Below are 17,550 nucleotides of genomic sequence, written 5' to 3' on the forward strand. Positions count from 1 at the left end.
GGTCGCACCGGGCGGCGCTGGACGAGCTCGGCGCCGGGGGCGAGCCGGATGGGACCTCGGTGATCATCGACGCCGCATCCGTCCGCGCGAAAGGGGGGGCTCACCGACCGGACCGAACCCGGTCGATCGCGGCAAGAAGGGCAGCAAGCCGCATGTGCTGTCCGAAGCCCAGGGCATCCCGCCGGCCGTCGCGGTCCCCGGCGCGAACGTGCACGACAGCCAGGCCTTCAGGCCGCTGCTCCTGGGCCTCCCCGCCATACGGTCCCGGCGCGGGCCACGACGACGGCGACCGGTCGGGGTCCGCACCGACAAGGCACACTTCTCCGCCGCACACCTCGCCCGGCTCCGCTCACGAGGGCTCGTCCCGCGCATCGCGCGCCCGGGGATCGAGCCCGGCGAGCGACTCGGCCGACACCGCCGGAAGGTCGAGAGGTCGATCGCCCGGTTGTTCGGCCATCGCCGCCTCCCCGTCCGCGTACGGGACAGGTGACACCGTGCACCCTCCGTCCTGGGACTGCGCTCTCCCCATGCACGCGCACGGTAGGACATCAGCGGTCTCGCCATCCTGCGCATGCGCGAAGTCCGTCCATTCGATCTTTACCTGACCTATCGTCAGGAAAGTCGGCATGAAGTCGGCGTCAGTACCGCACGGAACCGCTGCCCACCGCGGCGAACCGCCAAGATCGACATCTTGTCCGATTGCCCTGACCTGTGAAAACCCTGTTCAGCGGCTTGCCTGCTCATCCCACCAGGAGGTACCCATGAGGATGCTGATCAACGTCCCGGAGACCGTCGTCGCCGACGCGTTGCGCGGGATGGCCGCCGCGCATCCCGAGCTGACCGTGGACGTGGAGCGGCGGGTCGTGGTGCGGCGGGACGCGCCCGTGGCGGGAAAGGTGGCGCTGGTGTCCGGCGGTGGGTCCGGGCACGAGCCGTTGCACGGGGGGTTCGTGGGGCCCGGGATGCTCGCCGCCGCCTGCCCCGGCGAGGTGTTCACGTCTCCCGTGCCCGACCAGATGGTGCGGGCCGCCGCCGCGGTCGACAGTGGTGCGGGGGTGTTGTTCGTCGTGAAGAACTACACCGGGGACGTGCTGAACTTCGAGATGGCGGTCGAGCTGGCCGAGGACGAGGGGATCCAGGTCGCCAAGGTGCTCGTGAACGACGACGTGGCGGTGACCGACAGCCTCTACACCGCGGGGCGGCGCGGCACCGGGGCCACGTTGTTCGTGGAGAAGATCGCCGGGGCCGCCGCCGAGGAGGGCGCCCCGCTGGAGCGCGTGGAGTCGATCGCCCGCCGGGTCAACGAGCGGTGCCGCTCCTTCGGGGTGGCCCTGAGCGCCTGCACCACCCCCGCCAAGGGCGGCCCCACCTTCGACCTGCCCGGCGGGGAGCTGGAGTTGGGCGTCGGGATCCACGGCGAGCCGGGCCGTGAGCGGCGGGCCATGATGACCTCGCGGGAGATCGCGGACTTCGCCGTCGACGCCGTCCTGGAGGACCTGCGCCCGTCCGGGCCGGTCCTCGCGCTGGTGAACGGGATGGGCGGGACCCCGCTCCTGGAGTTGTACGGCTTCAACGCCGAGGTGCAGCGAGTGCTCACCGAGCGCGGGGTGCCGGTGGCCCGGACACTGGTGGGGAACTACGTGACCTCGCTCGACATGGCGGGCTGCTCCGTGACCCTGTGCGAGGCGGACGAGGAGCTGCTGCGCCTGTGGGACGCGCCCGTGCGGACCCCCGCCCTGCGCTGGGGACTGTGAGACGGGCGGGAGAAGGGCCGATGACGACACGGGAGTGTGAGGCGGCATGACGGAGACCTTCGGCGCGGAGTTCCTGGTGCGCTGGCTGGCGGCGGTGGCCGAGGACGTCGACCGCGAGGCGGACCGGCTCACCGAGCTGGACTCGGCGATCGGCGACGCCGACCACGGCGCCAATCTGAGGCGGGGGTTCGCCGCCGTGACCGAGACCCTGGCGAAGGAGCCGCCCGGGACGCCGGGCGCGGTGCTCGCCACCGCCGGACGGGAGCTCATCGCCACGGTGGGCGGCGCGTCCGGACCGCTGTACGGGACGCTGCTGCGGCGCGCGGGGAAGGCGCTGGGCGACGACGAGCGGGTCGGCCGGGAGCGGCTCGCGGAGGCGTTCGGCGCCGGCGTGGCCGCCGTGTCGCAGCTGGGCGGGGCCCGGGTGGGCGACAAGACGATGCTGGACGCGCTCGTACCGGCCGTGGAGGCGCTGCGGGAGTCGTTCGCGGCGGCCCGCACCGCCGCCGAGGAGGGCGCCCTCGCGACCGTACCCCTGCGCGCCCGCAAGGGCAGGGCGAGCTATCTGGGCGAGCGGTCGGTCGGGCACCGGGACCCGGGGGCGGCCTCGTCGGCCCTGTTGTTCGCGGCGCTCGCCGCCACGGCTGCCGCGGAAGGAGAGGAGGGATGAGCCCGTCGGGGGCGGGGGGCGCGGGGCCGGTCGGCGTGGTGCTCGTCTCGCACAGCGCGGCGGTCGCCGCGGCGGTGGCCGAACTGGCCCTGGGGCTCGCCGGCGGCGGCGATCCGCCTCTGGTCCTTCCGGCGGGCGGGACGCCGGACGGCGGTCTGGGGACGAGTTCCGAGCTGATCGGCGCGGCGGCGAAGGTCGTCGACCGGGGCGCCGGGGTGGCACTCCTGGTCGACCTGGGAAGCGCCGTGCTCACCGTGAAGGCGATGCTGGCCGAGGGCGACGAGCTGCCCGGGAACTCCCGGCTCGTGGACGCGCCCTTCGTCGAGGGCGCGGTCGCGGCGGTGGTGACGGCGAGCGCGGGCGGGGACCTCGACGCGGTGGCGGCCGCGGCCTCGGAGGCGTACTCCTACCGGAAGGAGTGAGGGGAAGGGGCGCGGGCGCCGGGTCCGGTTCCGCTCCGGGCCTCTGGCGCCCCCCGTGGTTACCGAGTAGTAGACATCACGCCCCGATTCTTCTGCAACTAGTTGCACAACTCGTGCGGGGTCCCCTACAACAGGGGATGACGATCCTGCGCGAGGAGGCGCCCGCATGACCCCGTACCCGCATCTGCTGAGCCCGCTCGACCTCGGGTTCACCACCCTGCCCAACCGGGTGATCATGGGCTCGATGCACGTCGGCCTGGAGGAGGCCGAGCACGGGTTCGCGCGCATGGCCGCCTTCTACGCCGAGCGCGCCCGCGGCGGCGTGGGCCTGATCGTCACCGGCGGCATCGCGCCCAACGAGGCCGGCCGCCCCTGGGACGGCGGGGCCAAGCTCACCACCGCCGAGGAGGTCGCCGAGCACCGGGTCATCACCGACGCCGTGCACCGGGAGGGCGGCCGGATCGCGATGCAGATCCTGCACTTCGGCCGGTACGCGTACCACCCCGCCCTGGTCGCGCCCAGCGCCCTCAAGGCCCCGATCAGCCCCTTCGTACCGAACGAGCTGACCGACGACGAGGTCGAGCGGACCGTCGAGGACTACGTCCGCTGCGCCGAACTCGCCCGGGAGGCCGGGTACGACGGCGTCGAGGTGATGGGCTCCGAGGGTTACCTGATCAACGAGTTCATCGCCGCCGCGACCAACCACCGCACCGACCGCTGGGGCGGCTCGTACGAGAACCGCGTCCGCTTCCCGCTGGAGATCGTCCGCCGGATCCGCGAGCGGGTCGGCGAGGACTTCATCCTGGTCTACCGCCTCTCGATGCTGGACCTCGTCCCCGGCGGCTCGACCCTGGAGGAGGTCGTCCGGCTCGCCAAGGAGATCGAGGCGGCGGGCGCAACGATCATCAACACCGGCATCGGCTGGCACGAGGCGCGCATCCCCACCATCGCCACCTCCGTGCCGCGCGGCGCCTACACCTGGGTGACGAAGAGGCTGATGGGCGAGGTCTCCGTCCCGCTCGTCACCAGCAACCGCATCAACACCCCCGAGGTCGCCGAGGAGATCCTCGCCGACGGGCGCGCCGACCTGGTCTCCCTGGCCCGTCCGTTCCTGGCCGACCCGGACTTCGTCGCCAAGGCCACGGCCGGCCGCGCCGACACCATCAACACCTGCATCGGCTGCAACCAGGCCTGCCTGGACAACACCTTCAGCCTGAAGATCACCTCCTGCCTGGTCAACCCGCGCGCCTGCCACGAGACCGAGCTGGTCCTGTCCCCCACCCGCCGCGCCAAGCGGATCGCGGTGGTCGGCGCGGGCCCGGCCGGGCTCTCCTGCGCGGTGTCGGCGGCCGAGCGCGGCCACTCCGTCACCCTCTTCGACGCCGCCGCCGAGATCGGCGGCCAGCTCAACGTCGCCAAGCGGGTGCCGGGCAAGGACGAGTTCGAGGAGACCCTGCGCTACTTCCGCGTCCAGCTCGACGAGCGCGGCGTCGACGTGCGCCTGAACACCCCCGTCACGGCGGCCGGCCTGGACGGCTACGACGAGGTCGTGGTCGCCACCGGCGTCTCCCCCCGCACCCCCGCCATCGAGGGCGTGGACCACCCGAGCGTCGTCAGCTACCTGGACGTGCTGCGGGACGGCGCGCCGGTCGGCGAGCGGGTCGCGGTCATCGGGGCCGGCGGCATCGGCTTCGACGTCGCGGAGTTCCTCACGGACGGCGGGGAGGGCGCGAGCCAGGACCCCGAGACGTACTTCCGCCAGTGGGGCGTGGACACCTCGTACGAGAACCGGGGCGGGCTGCGGACGCCCGAGCGGACCGCGCCGCCGCGGCAGGTGCACCTGCTCCAGCGCAAGGAGACCAAGGTCGGCGCGGGGCTCGGCAAGACCACCGGGTGGATCCACCGGACCGAGCTCAAGCACCGCGGCGTGGCCATGGTGGCGGGCGTGACGTACGACCGGATCGACGACGAGGGCCTGCACGTCACGATCGGCGGGGAGCCGCGGCTGATCGAGGTCGACACGGTCGTGCTCTGCGCGGGCCAGGAGCCGCGGCGGGACCTGTACGAGGAGCTGGTGGCGGCGGGCCGCACGGCGCACCTCATCGGCGGTGCGGACGTCGCCGCCGAGCTGGACGCCAAGCGGGCCGTCGACCAGGGCACCCGCCTCGCCGCCACCCTGTGACCGCCGCCGCCGTGACCGCCGCGGTCGCGGTGATCACGGCGGGCCCCGAACCTAGGATGCGAGCATGTCCCTCCCGCACGCGATCCTCACCGCACTGCTCGAGAAGCCGTCCTCCGGTCTCGAACTGACGCGCCGTTTCGACAAGTCGATCGGCTACTTCTGGTCGGCCACGCACCAGCAGATCTACCGCGAGCTGGGAAGGCTGGAGCAGGCGGGGCACGTCCGCGCCCTGCCCGCCCCGGTGCCCGTGCGGGGGCGGCGGAAGGAGTACGAGGTGCTGCCCGCGGGCCGCGCCGAGCTGGGCGACTGGGTCGCCAGGTCCGAGGACCCCAAGCCGATGCGGTCCGCCCTGCTGCTGCGGATGCGGGCGGCCGCGATGGTCGGCGCGACGGGGCTCGGGGCCGAGTTGGAGCGCCATCTCGCCCTGCACCGCGAGCAGTTGGAGGAGTACCTCGCGATCGAGGTCAGGGACTTCCCGGCGGAGCGGCGGAGCGCCGGGCCGGACCGGCTGCGCCATCTCGTCCTGCGGGGCGGGATCGACCTGGAGCGGTTCTGGGTGGAATGGCTGACCGGCGCCCTTGCGGAACTGGAGCGGGAGGAGTAGCCCCGGCGGGCGGGGCCGGGCGCCGGGCGATACTGGGGGCTGCCGGCTCCACGACACGAAAGGGTGGGTATGGCCGACGACTTGGGGCGCCGCGCGACACGTCACGCGGTGGTCATCGGAGGAAGTCTCGCCGGCCTGCTGGCCGCGCGGGTCCTCGCCGAGCACGCGGAGAAGGTGACGGTCGTCGAGCGCGACCGCCTGCCCGAGGGACCGGAGGCGAGGCCCGGCGTTCCGCAGGGCCGACACCTCCACGTCCTGGTCGAGGGCGGGCAGCGGGCGCTCGACGAACTGCTCCCCGGCTTCACGGACGAGCTGCGGGGACTCGGAGCGCCGAAGGTGGGCATGCCCGAGGACATGGTCCAGTGGCAGAGCGGCGCGTGGTACCGCCGCACGCCCGCCGCCGTGCACTTCTACTCCGGCCCCCGCGCCCAGCTGGAATGGCTGGTGCGGCGGCGGGTGCTCGCCGATCCGCGGGTCGAGCTGGTCGAGGGCGTCGAGACCGTGGGCCTGACCGGCGACTCCTCACGCGTGCGGGGCGTACGACTGCGGGAGCGCGGCGCGGGGGCGGACGAGGAGGCCCGCACCCTGGCGGCCGATCTCGTGGTGGACGCCTCGGGGCGGTCCACGAAGGCCGCGGACTGGCTGGCGGGCATCGGCGCGGAGGCTCCGCACGAGGAGACCCTCGACACGGGCCTCGCGTATGCCACCCGGATCTACCGCGACCCGTCCGGAGGCACGGACACCGACGCGATCGGCTACTACATCGTGCCGAGCCCCTCGCAGCCGTACGCCGGTGTAGTGCTGCCGCTCGGCGACGGGCGGCACCTGGTGACCCTCTCGGGGCTGCGCGGCGACGAACCGCCCACCGAGGAGGACGCGTTCGAGGAGTACGCCGAGCGGCTGCCGCATCCGGTGATCAGCGACTGGTTGGCCCGCGCCGAGCCGGAGTCGCCGGTGCACGGCTTCCGGAGGACCGCCAACGTCCGGCGCCGGTACGACCGTCCGGGGCGCCGCCCGGCGGGCTTCCTCGCCACCGGCGACGCGCTGTGCGCCTTCAACCCGATCTACGGGCAGGGGATGGCGGTCGCCGCGCTCGACGCGGTCGCGCTGCGCCGGGCCCTCGCCGACCCCAGGCGGACGCCGACGACCCGGGTGGTGCAGCGGGCGCTCCTGGACGCCTCGCGGCAGGCCTGGGACATCTCGGCGGGGTCCGACCGGAAGATGCCCGGCGCGACCGGTGACGCGGCGCGCTCCGGGGTGCTGGACCGGGCGGTCGGCTGGTACCTGGGCCGGGTGCTCGGCCGGGTCGGGGGCGACCCGGTGGTGGGGACGCCGTTCCGTTCGGCGATCGCCCTGACCGGCCCGATGACGGCCCTGTTCGCCCCGTCGGTGGCGCGGGCGGTGCTCTTCGGGCCGCCCGTCGAGAGGCCCGCCGAGCCGCCGCTGTGGCGCGACGCGCAGTCCTTCCGGTGAGGCCCCGGGGGGCCGGGCGCCGCGGCGGCCGGTGGCGGCCGCCGTCCGGTTCAGGCGCCCGGGGCCGCCGTGATCACGCCGGCGGCGATGGCCGCGCCGAGCGCCGCGTAGTCGTCGGCGTTCTGGTGGGCGTAGGCGAGCGCGAAGTCGGCGACGGCGCGGTCGAAGACGTCCGAGCCGCCGAGGTAGGCGGCGATGGCGACGCGGTCGCCGGAGCGGGCGTGGGCGCGGGCCAGGGCCCGGCCGCAGAGCCGGGCGTAGTCCCGCAGCATGACCGGGGACATGGTCTCCACCTCGGCCGAGCCCTTCATGTCGCGCAGTTGGCGCCAGTAGAAGTGGCGCTGTTCGGGGCCGGTCATCCAGCCGAGGAAGATGTCGCTCGCGGCCTGGATGAGCCGCTGGCCGCAGACGATCCGCCGCCCCTGGTGGGGGTGGGCGGCCGGGGCCAGGTACTCCTCCAGGACGGAGTGGCCGGCCTCCTTGATCTGGAGGATGAGCGGGTCGCCCTCGTCGCGGCCTTCGAGGAGGAGGACGAAGCAGCGGGTGCCGACGCTGCCGACCCCGACGACCTTGCGGGCGGCGTCGAGGAAGCGGTAGCGGTCGAGGAGCAGCCGCCGCTCCTCGGCGAGGGAGCTGCGGTAGTCGCTGAAGACCTTGCCGAGGGTGATCCGGTCGATGTCCGTGGCGCGTTCGAGGAGCGGCGGGTCGTCGACGATGTGCCGGTGTCCGTCCGCGTCCGCCTCGGTGAGCTTGGCGAAGGCCTGGAGGCTGGTGCGGCGGCGGGCGCGGGCGAGCCGGTTCTCCAGGCGGGCGCGGTCGCCGCGGTGGACCAGGGCCAGGAGGTCGTCGGCGGCGATCCGCTCGTACCAGACGGTGAGCTCCCCCAGGCCGGCGAGGCGGCGCATGGACGTGCGGTACGACTCGACGGCGACGAGGGCGGCGCGCCGGGCCTTGGGTCTGGTGCCGCCGTTCTGGAGGGCGGCGACGGTGATGCTCGCGGCGAGCCGTTTCACGTCCCATTCGAAGGGGCCGGGGAGGGTCTCGTCGAAGTCGTTCACGTCGAAGAGGAGCGTCCGTTCGGGTGAGGCGTAGACCCCGAAGTTGAGGAGGTGGGCGTCGCCGCAGAGCTGGACGGTGAGCCCGGTGTCGGGCTGGGCGCCGAGGTCGGCGGCCATGACGGCGGCGGCGCCGCGCAGGAACGCGAAGGGGGAGGCCGCCATCCTGCCGTACCGGAGGGGGACGAGGTCGGGCAGCCGGTCCTGGGCCTGGCGCTCCAGGACGCCCAGCGGGTCGGGCCGCTGGGAGCTGGGTATCCAGCGGCCGTGGGAGGAGCGGGGGACGCGTTTGCGCGCCTCCCTGCCCCGTGCGGCGCGCTCCGACGACGTCGTCATCCGGCCTCACCCGCCTCTTCTGCCGGGGCGGATTCGCCCCCGTCACCTGGAACCTCATTACACGGCGCAACGTGCGTTTCGGCCACTCTTTCCGACCGGACTGGCAAAATGGTTTAGACCAATGATAGGAATTGATCACCCATACGTCCCATGCGGTCACGCTGAGCAAAGAGAGGGTTGATCATGGCCGAGCCCGATTCCGGGGCGGCGGCGGAAGTGCCGCTCTACCTCCGGGTCGCCGCCGCCCTGCGTGAGGATCTCGCCCAGCGGCGCATCTCCCCCGGCAGCCGGCTCCCTTCGGAGCGTTCGCTGTCCCAGCGCTACCACGTCAACCGGCAGACCGTGCGGAGCGCGCTCCAGCTCCTGCGCGACGAGGGGCTCGTGGTCACCGACCGGCGCGGCACCTTCGCCGCCGGACCGGAGGCCGAGGCGGACGCCGAGGCCGCCGCCTCCGCCCCGAGGGCCCACCGGCCGACCTTCCCCGGCGGGCCCCGCGCGGCGGGGACGCTGGTGCGCGCCTCGCTCGCCTGGGAGCCGGCGCCGGTCCCGCTCGCGGCGCGCCTCCTGCTCGCCCCCGGCGAGCCGACGCTCGTCCACCGGCACGCGGTGCTCGATCCGCAGGGGTCGGCGCTCCAGCGGGCGGTGTCGTGGTTCTCCCGGGCGGCGCTCGCCGAGATCCCCCAGCTGGCCCGCTACCGGCGGGGCCGGGACTGCCGGCAGCAGCCCGATCTGCGGCTCCTCTACCACTGGATGCACCAGGCGGGGCTGCGGGTCGTCCACCGGGAGTCGGTGGGCGTGCCGGCCGACCCCGGGACGGCGGCCGGCGGCGCGGCCCGGCTCCTCGTGCACCGGGTGGTCAGCGACCAGCACGGGCGCGCCCTGGAGATCACGGACATCGATGTCACGGCCCGGTCGGCCGCCTGGACCTACGAGTTCAGCGCCTGAGCACGGGGGCGCCCGGGCGGCGACGGGCCGGCCCGGGCGTTCCCGTGCGGAGCACCACTCCGTACAAGGCCTTGAAGGCTCCGAAGGCTTTGGAGGCCCTGAAGGCTTTGGAGGCCCTGAAGGCTTTGGAGGCCCTAGACGATCCCCTCCGCGATGTCCGCCTCCTCGCGGGCCGTGCCGTACGCGGTCGGCGTGCCGTACGAGCGGCGGGCGACGTACCACCAGACGCTGGCCAGGACGAGGACGACGGCGAGGGCGATGACGGCGTAGTTCATGGTGTCGACCGTCACCGGCGACTTCTGCGGCAGGCAGAAGAGGACGGTCACCAGGGCCACCCAGACGACGGCGGTCCAGCCGATCGGCCTGCTCCAGCGGCCCAGGTTCCACGGACCGGGGGTGAACCGCTTCCCGGCGCGCAGCCGCAGGTAGATCGGGATGGCGTAGGCGGGCGTGATGCCGATGACGTTGATGGCGGTCACGGCGCCGTAGGCGGTGGCCGAGTACAGCGAGGGCACGGCGATGAGCGCGGCCACGCCGACCGAGAGCCAGACGGCCGGGACGGGGGTCTGGGTGCGGGTGCTGACCTTCCGCCAGAGTGCCGAGCCGGGCAGGGCGTTGTCCCGGCTGAAGGCGAAGACCATCCGGCTCGCCGCGGCCACCTCGGCGTTGCCGCAGAAGAGCTGGGCGACGATCACGACGAGCAGCAGGGCGGTGGCGCCGCCGGAGCCGAGCGCGTCCAGGAGGATCTGGGCGGGCGGGACGCCGGTGGCGCTGTTCTGCGTGGCGGCGTAGTCCTGGATCGCGAAGGTCAGTCCGGCGAGCAGGGCGAAGCCGGCGATCCAGGAGACCCAGATGGCCCGCACGATGCCCTTGGCGGCGGCGACGGAGGCGTTCGAGGTCTCCTCCGAGAGGTGGGCGGAGGCGTCGTAGCCGCTGAAGGTGTACTGGGCCAGGAGCAGGCCGATCGCGGCGACGTAGAAGGGGTTGGCCCAGCCGGTGTCGTTGACGAACTCGGTGAAGACGAACTCGGCGGACTGGTGGCGCTCCGGGACGATCGCGAGGGCGCCGACGATGACCGCGACGCCGGCCAGGTGCCACCACACGCTGACGGAGTTCAGGACGCTGACCAGCCGGACGCCGAAGAGGTTCAGGACGGCGTGGAGCAGCAGGATCGCCAGGAAGATGAGGAAGGTGGAGCCGGCGGTGGGTTCGAAGCCCCACTGGAGGTTGAGGAAGGCGCCGGTGAAGAGGGCGGCGCCGTAGTCGATGCCGGCGATGGCGCCGAGCAGGCCGAGGAGGTTCAGCCAGCCGGTGTACCAGCCCCAGCGGCGTCCGCCGAGCCGGTCGGCCATGTAGTAGAGGGCGCCGGAGGTCGGGTAGGCGCTGGTGACCTCGGCGAGGGCGAGGCCCACGCAGAGGACGAAGAGGCCGACGCCGGCCCAGCCCCACAGCATGACGGCGGGGCCGCCGGTCCCCAGGCCGAAGCCGTAGAGGGTCATGCAGCCGGAGAGGACCGAGATGACCGAGAAGCTGATCGCGAAGTTGCCGAAGCCGCCCATGCGGCGGGCGAGGACGGGCTGGTAGCCGAGCTCTCTCAGCCGCTCCTCCTCGTCCTGGACGGGCGGTGGCTTGCGTATCGCGTCGGTCGGGGCTTCGGTGCGGGCCATGGTTCCTCCGGGGACGGGGGCGGGCGGAAGGTGCGTACGGGGGTGGGCGGAAGGCACGTGCGGAAGGGCGGGGCGGGCCGGGTCGGGGCCTCAGTCGCCGAGACAGCGGGCGCGAGCCCGCAGGAAGACCTCTTCGGCGAGGGCGCGGTCGTCCGGCCGGGCGGTCCGGTAGGCCCACGGCAGCGTCGTGTAGTACGGGCCGAGCGCCTCGAAGACCCGGGTCGCGTCGGCGAAGCGGAGGGCGCCGAAGAGGGCGTGCGCCAGGTGGTTGAGGTCGAGCAGGGAGGCTTCGTCGACGGCGCAGAAGAAGAACCAGGTGTCCAGGGCCCGCTGGGTGTCGCGCACGGCGTCCTCGGCGACCCAGTGGAGGTCGAGGGCGCGCTCGTGGCCGCGCTCGCGCCGGTAGCGCTCGACGCGCACGTAGAGCGGCAGGGCGTGCAGGGCGGAGCCGACGGGCGCGGAGGAGGCGGCCCAGTGGGAGTAGTTGACGGCCTCGGAGAGCGGTCCGGAGCGCCGGGCGTAGACGAACTGGAGCATGCGGTGGTGCGCCTCGCGGTTGTGCGGGTCGCGCTTCTCCACCTCGGCGAGCAGGCCCCAGGGGCCGGACGGCAGCATGGGGGCCGGCGGGCCGACCCGGTGCTCGGCCATGTGCTGGGCCCCGTCGAGGGCGGCGAGGGCGAGCAGTCCCACCCAGGGCACCGGGTCGGCGGGCGAGCGGCCGACGGCCTCGCGGCAGGCGGCCCCGGCCTCCTGCCGGAGCTGCCCGGCGCGGGCGTGGCCGGAGCGGTGGGCGCGCACGGCCCGCTCGACGGCGACGCGGCTGTGCATCACGGCCGCGGCGGGGCTCTCGGGCTGCTCGTCGCGCCAGGTGCGGACGACGTCGGTGCCCGCGGCGACGGCGGCGAGGACCTGGGTGCGCCGGGTCCAGGCGCCCCAGTCGGAGGTCTCGTCGAGCAGCCGGGCCATGGCCACCCAGCGGCCGGTGCGTAAGTCCTGGAGGGCGTGGCGCAGGGCGTGGTCGTGGCCCGCCGGGTGGTAGACGGGACGGAAGCCTTGGCCGGCCATCAGGGAGCGGGGCGTGGTGTGGGTGGCATGGTTCCTCGGTGGATGGGATGGGGTGGTCAGTCCCCTGGGCGGTGTCCCGGCCATTGATCGGCGATCACTATAGAGCGCTCTGGACTCGACCGGTCCACTTTCTTTTGTGACGGCAACTATTCGGCCAGCGACCGAATTTGATTTACTGTCAGGTTCGGCGGCGGACCTGACGGGGTCGTCCGGCGAGGCTTGACGGGGTCCTCCGGCGGCGGCACCCTGACCCTTTTCGGTGACCGGACGATCACCGAACGGGACCATCGACAGGAGCGGCAGGATGACGGGCGGCCCGGTACTCGCCGTCGACCAGGGCACGTCGGGCACGAAGGCCCTCGTCCTCTGTCCGGAACGCGGTGTCCTCGGCAGCGGTACGGCGCCGGTCCGGCCCCGGTACCTGCCGGGCGGCCTGGTCGAGGTCGACCCGCGCGAGCTGTACGACTCGGTGGTGGCCGCGGGGCGGGCGGCGCTCGCCGGGGCGGGCGTACCGGTCGCGGCCGTGGGCCTCGCCAACCAGGGCGAGACCGTGCTCGCCTGGGACCCCGCCACCGGCGAACCGCTCACCGACGCGCTCGTCTGGCAGGACCGCAGGGCCGCCGGAGTCTGCGTGGAACTGGAGCCCCACGCCGAGGAGTTGCGCCGTCTGACCGGTCTCCCGGTGGACCCCTACTTCGCCGCCCCGAAGATGGCCTGGATCCGCCGCCACACCACCGGCGCGGGCGTCGTCACCACCAGCGACGCCTGGCTCGTCCACCGGCTCACCGGCGCCTTCGTCACCGACGCGGCGACCGCCGGGCGCACCGGGCTCCTCGACCTCGACACGGTCTCCTGGTCGGGGACCGCGCTCGACCTGTACGGGCTCGGCGGCGAGGTGCTGCCCCGGGTCGTGGACTGCGACGCGCCCGTGGGCACCACGACCGCCTTCGGCCCGCCGCTCCCCCTCACGGGCCTCCTGGTCGACCAGCAGGCGGCGCTGCTCGCGCAGAGCGCCGACGACCCGGCCGCCGCCAAGTGCACGTACGGCACGGGGGCGTTCCTGCTCGCGCAGACCGGTCCCGCGCCGCTGCGGGCCGCCTCGGGCCTGGTGAGCTGCGTCGCCTGGCGGCTCGGCGGGCGGGTAGCCCACTGCCTGGACGGCCAGGTGTACACGGTGGCCTCGGCCGTGCGCTGGCTCACCGACCTCGGGGTGATCGCCGGGGCCGGGGAGCTCGACGCGGTCGGCGGCACCGTCCCGGACGGCGGGGGCGTCACGTTCGTCCCCGCGTTCGCGGGGCTCGCCGCGCCCTGGTGGCGGGGGGACGTGCGCGGCTCGCTCACCGGCCTCGGCCTGGACACCGGCCCCGGGCACCTGGTCCGCGCCCTGTGCGAGGGGATCGCCGCCCAGGTCGTGGAGCTGGCCTCGGCCGCGGCGGCGGACCGGGGCGCGCCGCTGACCTCGCTGCGCGCCGACGGCGGTCTGACCCGGAGCGCGCTGCTCATGCAGACCCAGGCGGACCTGCTGCAACGGCCCGTCGAGGTCTCCGCCCTGCCCGACGCCACGGCCCTCGGGGTCGGCGCGGCCGCCCGCCTGGGCCGCTTCCCGGGACTCACGCTCCGGGAGGCCGTACCGGAGTGGAAGCCGTCGGCGGTGTACGAGCCCCGGATCTCCGCCGCCGAGGCGGAGGCGCGCCTCGCGCGGTTCCGCACGGAGGTCGCGACCCTGCTGGCACGGCCGGGGGCGACGACGGCCGACGGCGGGGCCGGGTGAGGGCCTCGGGGACGGCGACGGCCCTCGGGAACGTCACCCGGTCGGGGCCCCTCCCCGGGGGCGAGGGTGCCGCGTACGACGTCGTGGTCGTCGGGGCCGGAGTCATCGGGACCGCGATCGCCCGCGCGCTCGCCCGTCACCCGCTGCGGATCGCCCTCGTGGAGGCCGCGAACGACGTGGGCGACGGCACCTCGAAGGCCAACACGGCGATTCTGCACACCGGTTTCGACGCCGTGCCCGGCACCCTGGAGGCGCGGCTCGTCCGCGAGGGGCACCGGCTGCTCACCGCGTACGCGCGGGAGGCCGGCATCCCCGTGGAGCCGCTCGGCGCCCTGCTCGTCGCCCGGGACGAGCAGCAGCGCGCCGCGCTCCCCCGCCTCGCGGAGAAGGCCGGGCGCAACGGCCATCACGCCACCCGGATCGTCGACGCCGCCGCACTGGCCTCGCGCGAGCCCCACCTGGGATCCGGCGCGCTCGCCGCGCTCGACGTGCCGGGCGAGTCGATCGTCTGCCCGTGGACGACCGTCCTCGCGTACGCCACGCAGGCCGTCCGCTCCGGAGTGGACCTGCACCTGAACTGCCGGGTGGAGGAGGTGCGTCCGGGTGCGCCGCACCACCGGCTCGTCACCCGGCGCGGGACGCTCCGGACCCGCCTCCTCGTCAACGCCTGCGGCCTGTACGCCGACGCCTTCGACGCCCTGGTCGGGCGCGAGGACTTCGCCGTCACCCCGCGCCGGGGCCAGCTGCTCGTCTTCGACAAGGCCGCCCGCGCCCTGGTCCGGCACATCCTGCTCCCCGTGCCCGGACCGCTCGGCAAGGGCGTGCTCGTCTCCCCCACCGTGTACGGGAACGTCATGCTCGGGCCCACCGCCGAGGACCTCGACGACAAGACCGCGACCGGCACGACGGCCGAGGGGATCGCCGGCCTGCGCGAACAGGGCGGCCGGGTCCTGCCCGCGCTGCTCGACGAGGAGGTCACGGCCGTCTACGCGGGGCTGCGGGCCGCCACCGGGCAGGAGGACTACCGGATCGCCGCGCACCCCGCCCTGCGGTACGTGACGGTGGGCGGGATCCGTTCCACGGGGCTCAGCGCCTCCCTGGCCATCGCGGAGCACGTGCTCGGCCTCCTGGCCGACTGCGGGCTCGACCCGGGACCGGAGCGGCCGCTCGCCCCGGTCCGCATGCCGAACCTCGGCGAGGCCTTCCCCCGGCCGTACCGGGACGCCGGACTCATCGCACGCGATCCCGAGTTCGGGGCGATCGTCTGCCACTGCGAGCGGGTCACCCGGGGCGAGATCCGGGCCGCGCTCGCCTCGACGGTCCCCCCGGGCGGCCTCGACGGGCTGCGGCGCAGGACCCGGGCCCGGGGCGGCCGCTGCCAGGGCACCTTCTGCGGCGCGGAGGTGCGGGCGCTGTTCGAGGAGTCACGGCCCCCGGGAGAGAAGGACGGAGGGGACGGCCGGTGAACCGTACGGTCGACGTACTCGTCGTGGGCGCCGGGCCCGCGGGTCTCGCCGCGGCCGCCCGGCTCGCGGCGGCGGGCGCGGGCCGCGTCGAGGTCCTGGAGCGGGAGACGGCCGCGGGCGGGGTCCCGCGCCACTGCGCGCGCCCGGGGTTCGGCGCGGACGCGCGGGGACGGCCCCTGGACGGGCCGGGCTACGCGCGGCGCGCGGTGCGGGAGGCGCTGCGGGCCGGGGCCGTCGTCCGCACCGGCGTCTCGGCCACGGGCTGGGCCGGGCCGCTCGCCCTGGACGTCACCTCCCCGGCCGGGCTCGAACGGATCGCGGCCCGCGCGGTGGTCCTCGCCACCGGCGCGCGCGAACGCCCCCGCAGTGCCCGGCTCCTCCCGGGGACACGGCCCGCCGGAGTGCTGACCACGGGCGAACTCCAGCGGACGGTCGCGCGGTTCGAGGGTCGGAAGGGGCACGCGGGGCGGGAGCACGTGGGGCGGCGGGCGGTGGTCGTCGGCGGTGAACCGGTGGCCCGGAGCGCGGTGCGGACGCTGCGCTCGGCCGGGGTGGAGGTGGCGGCGGTCGTCACCGAACTCCCTTACCCGGCGGCCGGGTTCGGGGCCGTGCCGCTGCTCACCGGCACGGTCGTGACGGAGCTGCTCGGGCGCGGACGGCTGACCGGGGTCGCGGTCCGGGGGCGGGACGGCCGCGCGTCCGTCCTGCGGTGCGACACGCTGGTCCTCACCGGTGACTGGGTCCCGGACCACGAGCTCGCCCGTGCCCGCGGGCTGCCGCTCGCGCCGGGGACGCGGGGCCCGGTGGTGGACGGCGCCTTCCGCACCGCCGCTCCCGGGGTGTTCGCGGCCGGCAACCTCCTGCACGGCGGGGAACCGGCCCCGGTGGCCGCCGCCGAGGGGCGGGCGGTGGCCGACGCGGTGCTCGGTCACCTCGACGGCCCGCCCCGACCCGTCGGTGCGGTGCCGGTCGCGGCGGCGGGGCCGCTGCGGTGGGTGGCGCCCGGTCTCCTCGGCCCGGGAGCCGCGCCCCTGCTCGTACGGGCGGAACACCGTCTCGTACGGCCCGTCCTGACCGTCTCGCAGGACGGCGTGCGGCTGCGGCGGGAGCGGCTGCGCGGAACGCTGGTGCCGTGGCGTTCCGTACGGCTCGGGCCCGACTGGACGCGCGGGGCGGACCCGGCGGGCGGGCCCGTGACGGTCGGGGCGGAGGAGTGAACGGCAGGGCGACGGGGGCGTGAGGCTCCGGCGGACGCGCGTCGGGGCACACCGTCGCGGGTGCTCCGGCGGGCTGCGCGGACGGGGGCCTTCGGAGACACTGGACCCCATGCCGGTCAAACGCAGCGCGGGTCTCCTGGTCTTCCGCCGGACGGCGGACGGTGGTGTCGAGGTTCTCGTCGGGCACATGGGCGGCCCCCTCTGGCAGTCCCGTGAGGAGGGCGCCTGGTCGATCCCCAAGGGCGAGTACGAGCCCGACGAGGCGCCCGACGCGGCGGCCCGCCGGGAGTTCCGGGAGGAGCTGGGCCTCGCCGCCCCCGAGGGCGACTGGATCGACCTCGGGGAGAGCCGGCAGCGCAACGGGAAGCTCGTCACCGTCTGGGCGGTCGAGGGCGACCTGGACCCGGAGCGGATCGTGCCGGGCACCTTCACCCTGGAGTGGCCGCCCCGCTCCGGCCGTCTGGAGGAGTTCCCGGAGATCGACCGGGTCGGCTGGTTCGCCCCGGAGGCGGCGGCCCCGCTGCTCGTCGTGGGGCAGCAGGCCTTCCTGGAACGGCTGACCGCCCACCTCGACGGGCGGGGCTGAGCCCGATTGTCAGAGGCGTGCGAGAAGGTGGTGGGAGCCGAACTGTCGAGAGGGAGCCCGACATGACCACGATCACCGCCGACGAGCGCGCGGCGGCCCAGGCGTATCTGCGGCTGCTCGAATCCACCCGGGCCGTACTGACGGATCCGCGGCTCGCGCCGTACGCGGGGGCGATGCTCACCCGTCCGATGGCGGAGGCCGACGAGGCGCTCCGCGCGGCCGGCCTCGCCGGGAACGAGGACCGGCTGCTGCGCGTCGTCTCCTCCCTGCGGTCCTTCTCCCCGGCGACGTGGGGGCGGGCGGGCTGAGGCCTCGCCGGGTGGGCCCGGGCTCCTGC

The 17,550-nt window shown here is 74.8% G+C and carries 16 protein-coding genes; 13 read left to right on the top strand and 3 right to left on the bottom strand.

The genetic code is table 11. The features are described from left to right. The first annotated feature begins 76 nt into the window (after window positions 1-76). From ACIP5O_RS09120 to ACIP5O_RS09150, 7 genes are all read left to right on the top strand, one after another. Window positions 77-490: a transposase gene (locus ACIP5O_RS09120; protein ID WP_401290965.1), complete on the top strand. Its 414-nt coding sequence runs from the start codon at window positions 77-79 to the stop codon at window positions 488-490. A 271-nt stretch (window positions 491-761) separates the two neighbouring features. Beyond that, complete coding sequence (gene dhaK / locus ACIP5O_RS09125; RefSeq protein WP_356541954.1) at window positions 762-1,754, top strand: dihydroxyacetone kinase subunit DhaK; 993 nt, start codon at window positions 762-764, stop codon at window positions 1,752-1,754. Window positions 1,755-1,800: 46 nt separating this feature from the next. Then, window positions 1,801-2,424 (top strand): dihydroxyacetone kinase subunit DhaL, encoded by a 624-nt coding sequence (gene dhaL / locus ACIP5O_RS09130; protein WP_401290434.1) that lies wholly within the window; start codon window positions 1,801-1,803, stop codon window positions 2,422-2,424. Further along, window positions 2,421-2,846: a PTS fructose transporter subunit IIA gene (locus ACIP5O_RS09135; RefSeq protein WP_356541957.1), complete on the top strand. Its 426-nt coding sequence runs from the start codon at window positions 2,421-2,423 to the stop codon at window positions 2,844-2,846. The genes dhaL and ACIP5O_RS09135 overlap by 4 nt, the downstream gene beginning before the upstream one ends. Window positions 2,847-3,012: 166 nt before the next feature. Further along, window positions 3,013-5,028 (top strand): FAD-dependent oxidoreductase, encoded by a 2,016-nt coding sequence (locus ACIP5O_RS09140; protein WP_401290438.1) that lies wholly within the window; start codon window positions 3,013-3,015, stop codon window positions 5,026-5,028. A 64-nt stretch (window positions 5,029-5,092) separates the two neighbouring features. After that, window positions 5,093-5,632, top strand: coding sequence for a PadR family transcriptional regulator (locus ACIP5O_RS09145; RefSeq protein ID WP_401290439.1), 540 nt, complete (start codon window positions 5,093-5,095; stop codon window positions 5,630-5,632). A 69-nt stretch (window positions 5,633-5,701) separates the two neighbouring features. Beyond that, on the top strand, window positions 5,702-7,105 hold the full coding sequence (locus ACIP5O_RS09150; RefSeq protein ID WP_401290442.1) for an FAD-dependent oxidoreductase: 1,404 nt from the start codon (window positions 5,702-5,704) through the stop codon (window positions 7,103-7,105). A 50-nt stretch (window positions 7,106-7,155) separates the two neighbouring features. Here ACIP5O_RS09150 and ACIP5O_RS09155 read toward each other — a convergent pair whose 3' ends face one another. Continuing rightward, window positions 7,156-8,496, bottom strand: coding sequence for a DUF2252 domain-containing protein (locus tag ACIP5O_RS09155; RefSeq protein WP_401290444.1), 1,341 nt, complete (start codon window positions 8,494-8,496; stop codon window positions 7,156-7,158). Window positions 8,497-8,679: 183 nt separating this feature from the next. Between ACIP5O_RS09155 and ACIP5O_RS09160 the strand changes: the two genes are divergently transcribed. After that, entirely contained in the window at window positions 8,680-9,441 is a 762-nt protein-coding gene (locus ACIP5O_RS09160; RefSeq protein ID WP_401290447.1) for a GntR family transcriptional regulator, read from the top strand. Window positions 9,442-9,575: 134 nt separating this feature from the next. Here ACIP5O_RS09160 and ACIP5O_RS09165 read toward each other — a convergent pair whose 3' ends face one another. Both ACIP5O_RS09165 and ACIP5O_RS09170 read right to left on the bottom strand, forming a co-directional pair. Beyond that, the gene (locus tag ACIP5O_RS09165) at window positions 9,576-11,108 is read right to left on the bottom strand and encodes an amino acid permease (protein ID WP_401290450.1); all 1,533 of its coding nucleotides are present in this window, start codon (window positions 11,106-11,108) and stop codon (window positions 9,576-9,578) included. A gap of 90 nt (window positions 11,109-11,198) precedes the next feature. Continuing rightward, window positions 11,199-12,173 (bottom strand): hypothetical protein, encoded by a 975-nt coding sequence (locus ACIP5O_RS09170; RefSeq protein ID WP_401290453.1) that lies wholly within the window; start codon window positions 12,171-12,173, stop codon window positions 11,199-11,201. 304 nt (window positions 12,174-12,477) lie between these two features. Between ACIP5O_RS09170 and ACIP5O_RS09175 the strand changes: the two genes are divergently transcribed. From ACIP5O_RS09175 to ACIP5O_RS09195, 5 genes are all read left to right on the top strand, one after another. Next, window positions 12,478-13,944 (top strand): FGGY family carbohydrate kinase, encoded by a 1,467-nt coding sequence (locus tag ACIP5O_RS09175; protein WP_401290456.1) that lies wholly within the window; start codon window positions 12,478-12,480, stop codon window positions 13,942-13,944. After that, window positions 13,941-15,410 (top strand): FAD-dependent oxidoreductase, encoded by a 1,470-nt coding sequence (locus ACIP5O_RS09180; protein WP_401290459.1) that lies wholly within the window; start codon window positions 13,941-13,943, stop codon window positions 15,408-15,410. Before ACIP5O_RS09175 ends, ACIP5O_RS09180 begins: the two co-directional genes overlap by 4 nt. Further along, window positions 15,407-16,627, top strand: coding sequence for an FAD-dependent oxidoreductase (locus ACIP5O_RS09185; protein WP_401290462.1), 1,221 nt, complete (start codon window positions 15,407-15,409; stop codon window positions 16,625-16,627). The genes ACIP5O_RS09180 and ACIP5O_RS09185 overlap by 4 nt, the downstream gene beginning before the upstream one ends. Window positions 16,628-16,736: 109 nt before the next feature. Then, window positions 16,737-17,213, top strand: a complete 477-nt coding sequence (locus ACIP5O_RS09190) for an NUDIX domain-containing protein (protein WP_401290465.1) — start codon at window positions 16,737-16,739, stop codon at window positions 17,211-17,213. A gap of 62 nt (window positions 17,214-17,275) precedes the next feature. Next, window positions 17,276-17,521 carry a hypothetical protein gene (locus ACIP5O_RS09195; protein WP_401290468.1) on the top strand — a complete coding sequence of 82 codons (246 nt, stop codon included), beginning with the start codon at window positions 17,276-17,278 and terminating at the stop codon, window positions 17,519-17,521. The last annotated feature ends 29 nt before the right edge of the window (window positions 17,522-17,550 follow it).

It is taken from the genome of Streptomyces sp. NPDC088915, assembly GCF_044749825.1.
Taxonomy (GTDB): domain Bacteria; phylum Actinomycetota; class Actinomycetes; order Streptomycetales; family Streptomycetaceae; genus Streptomyces.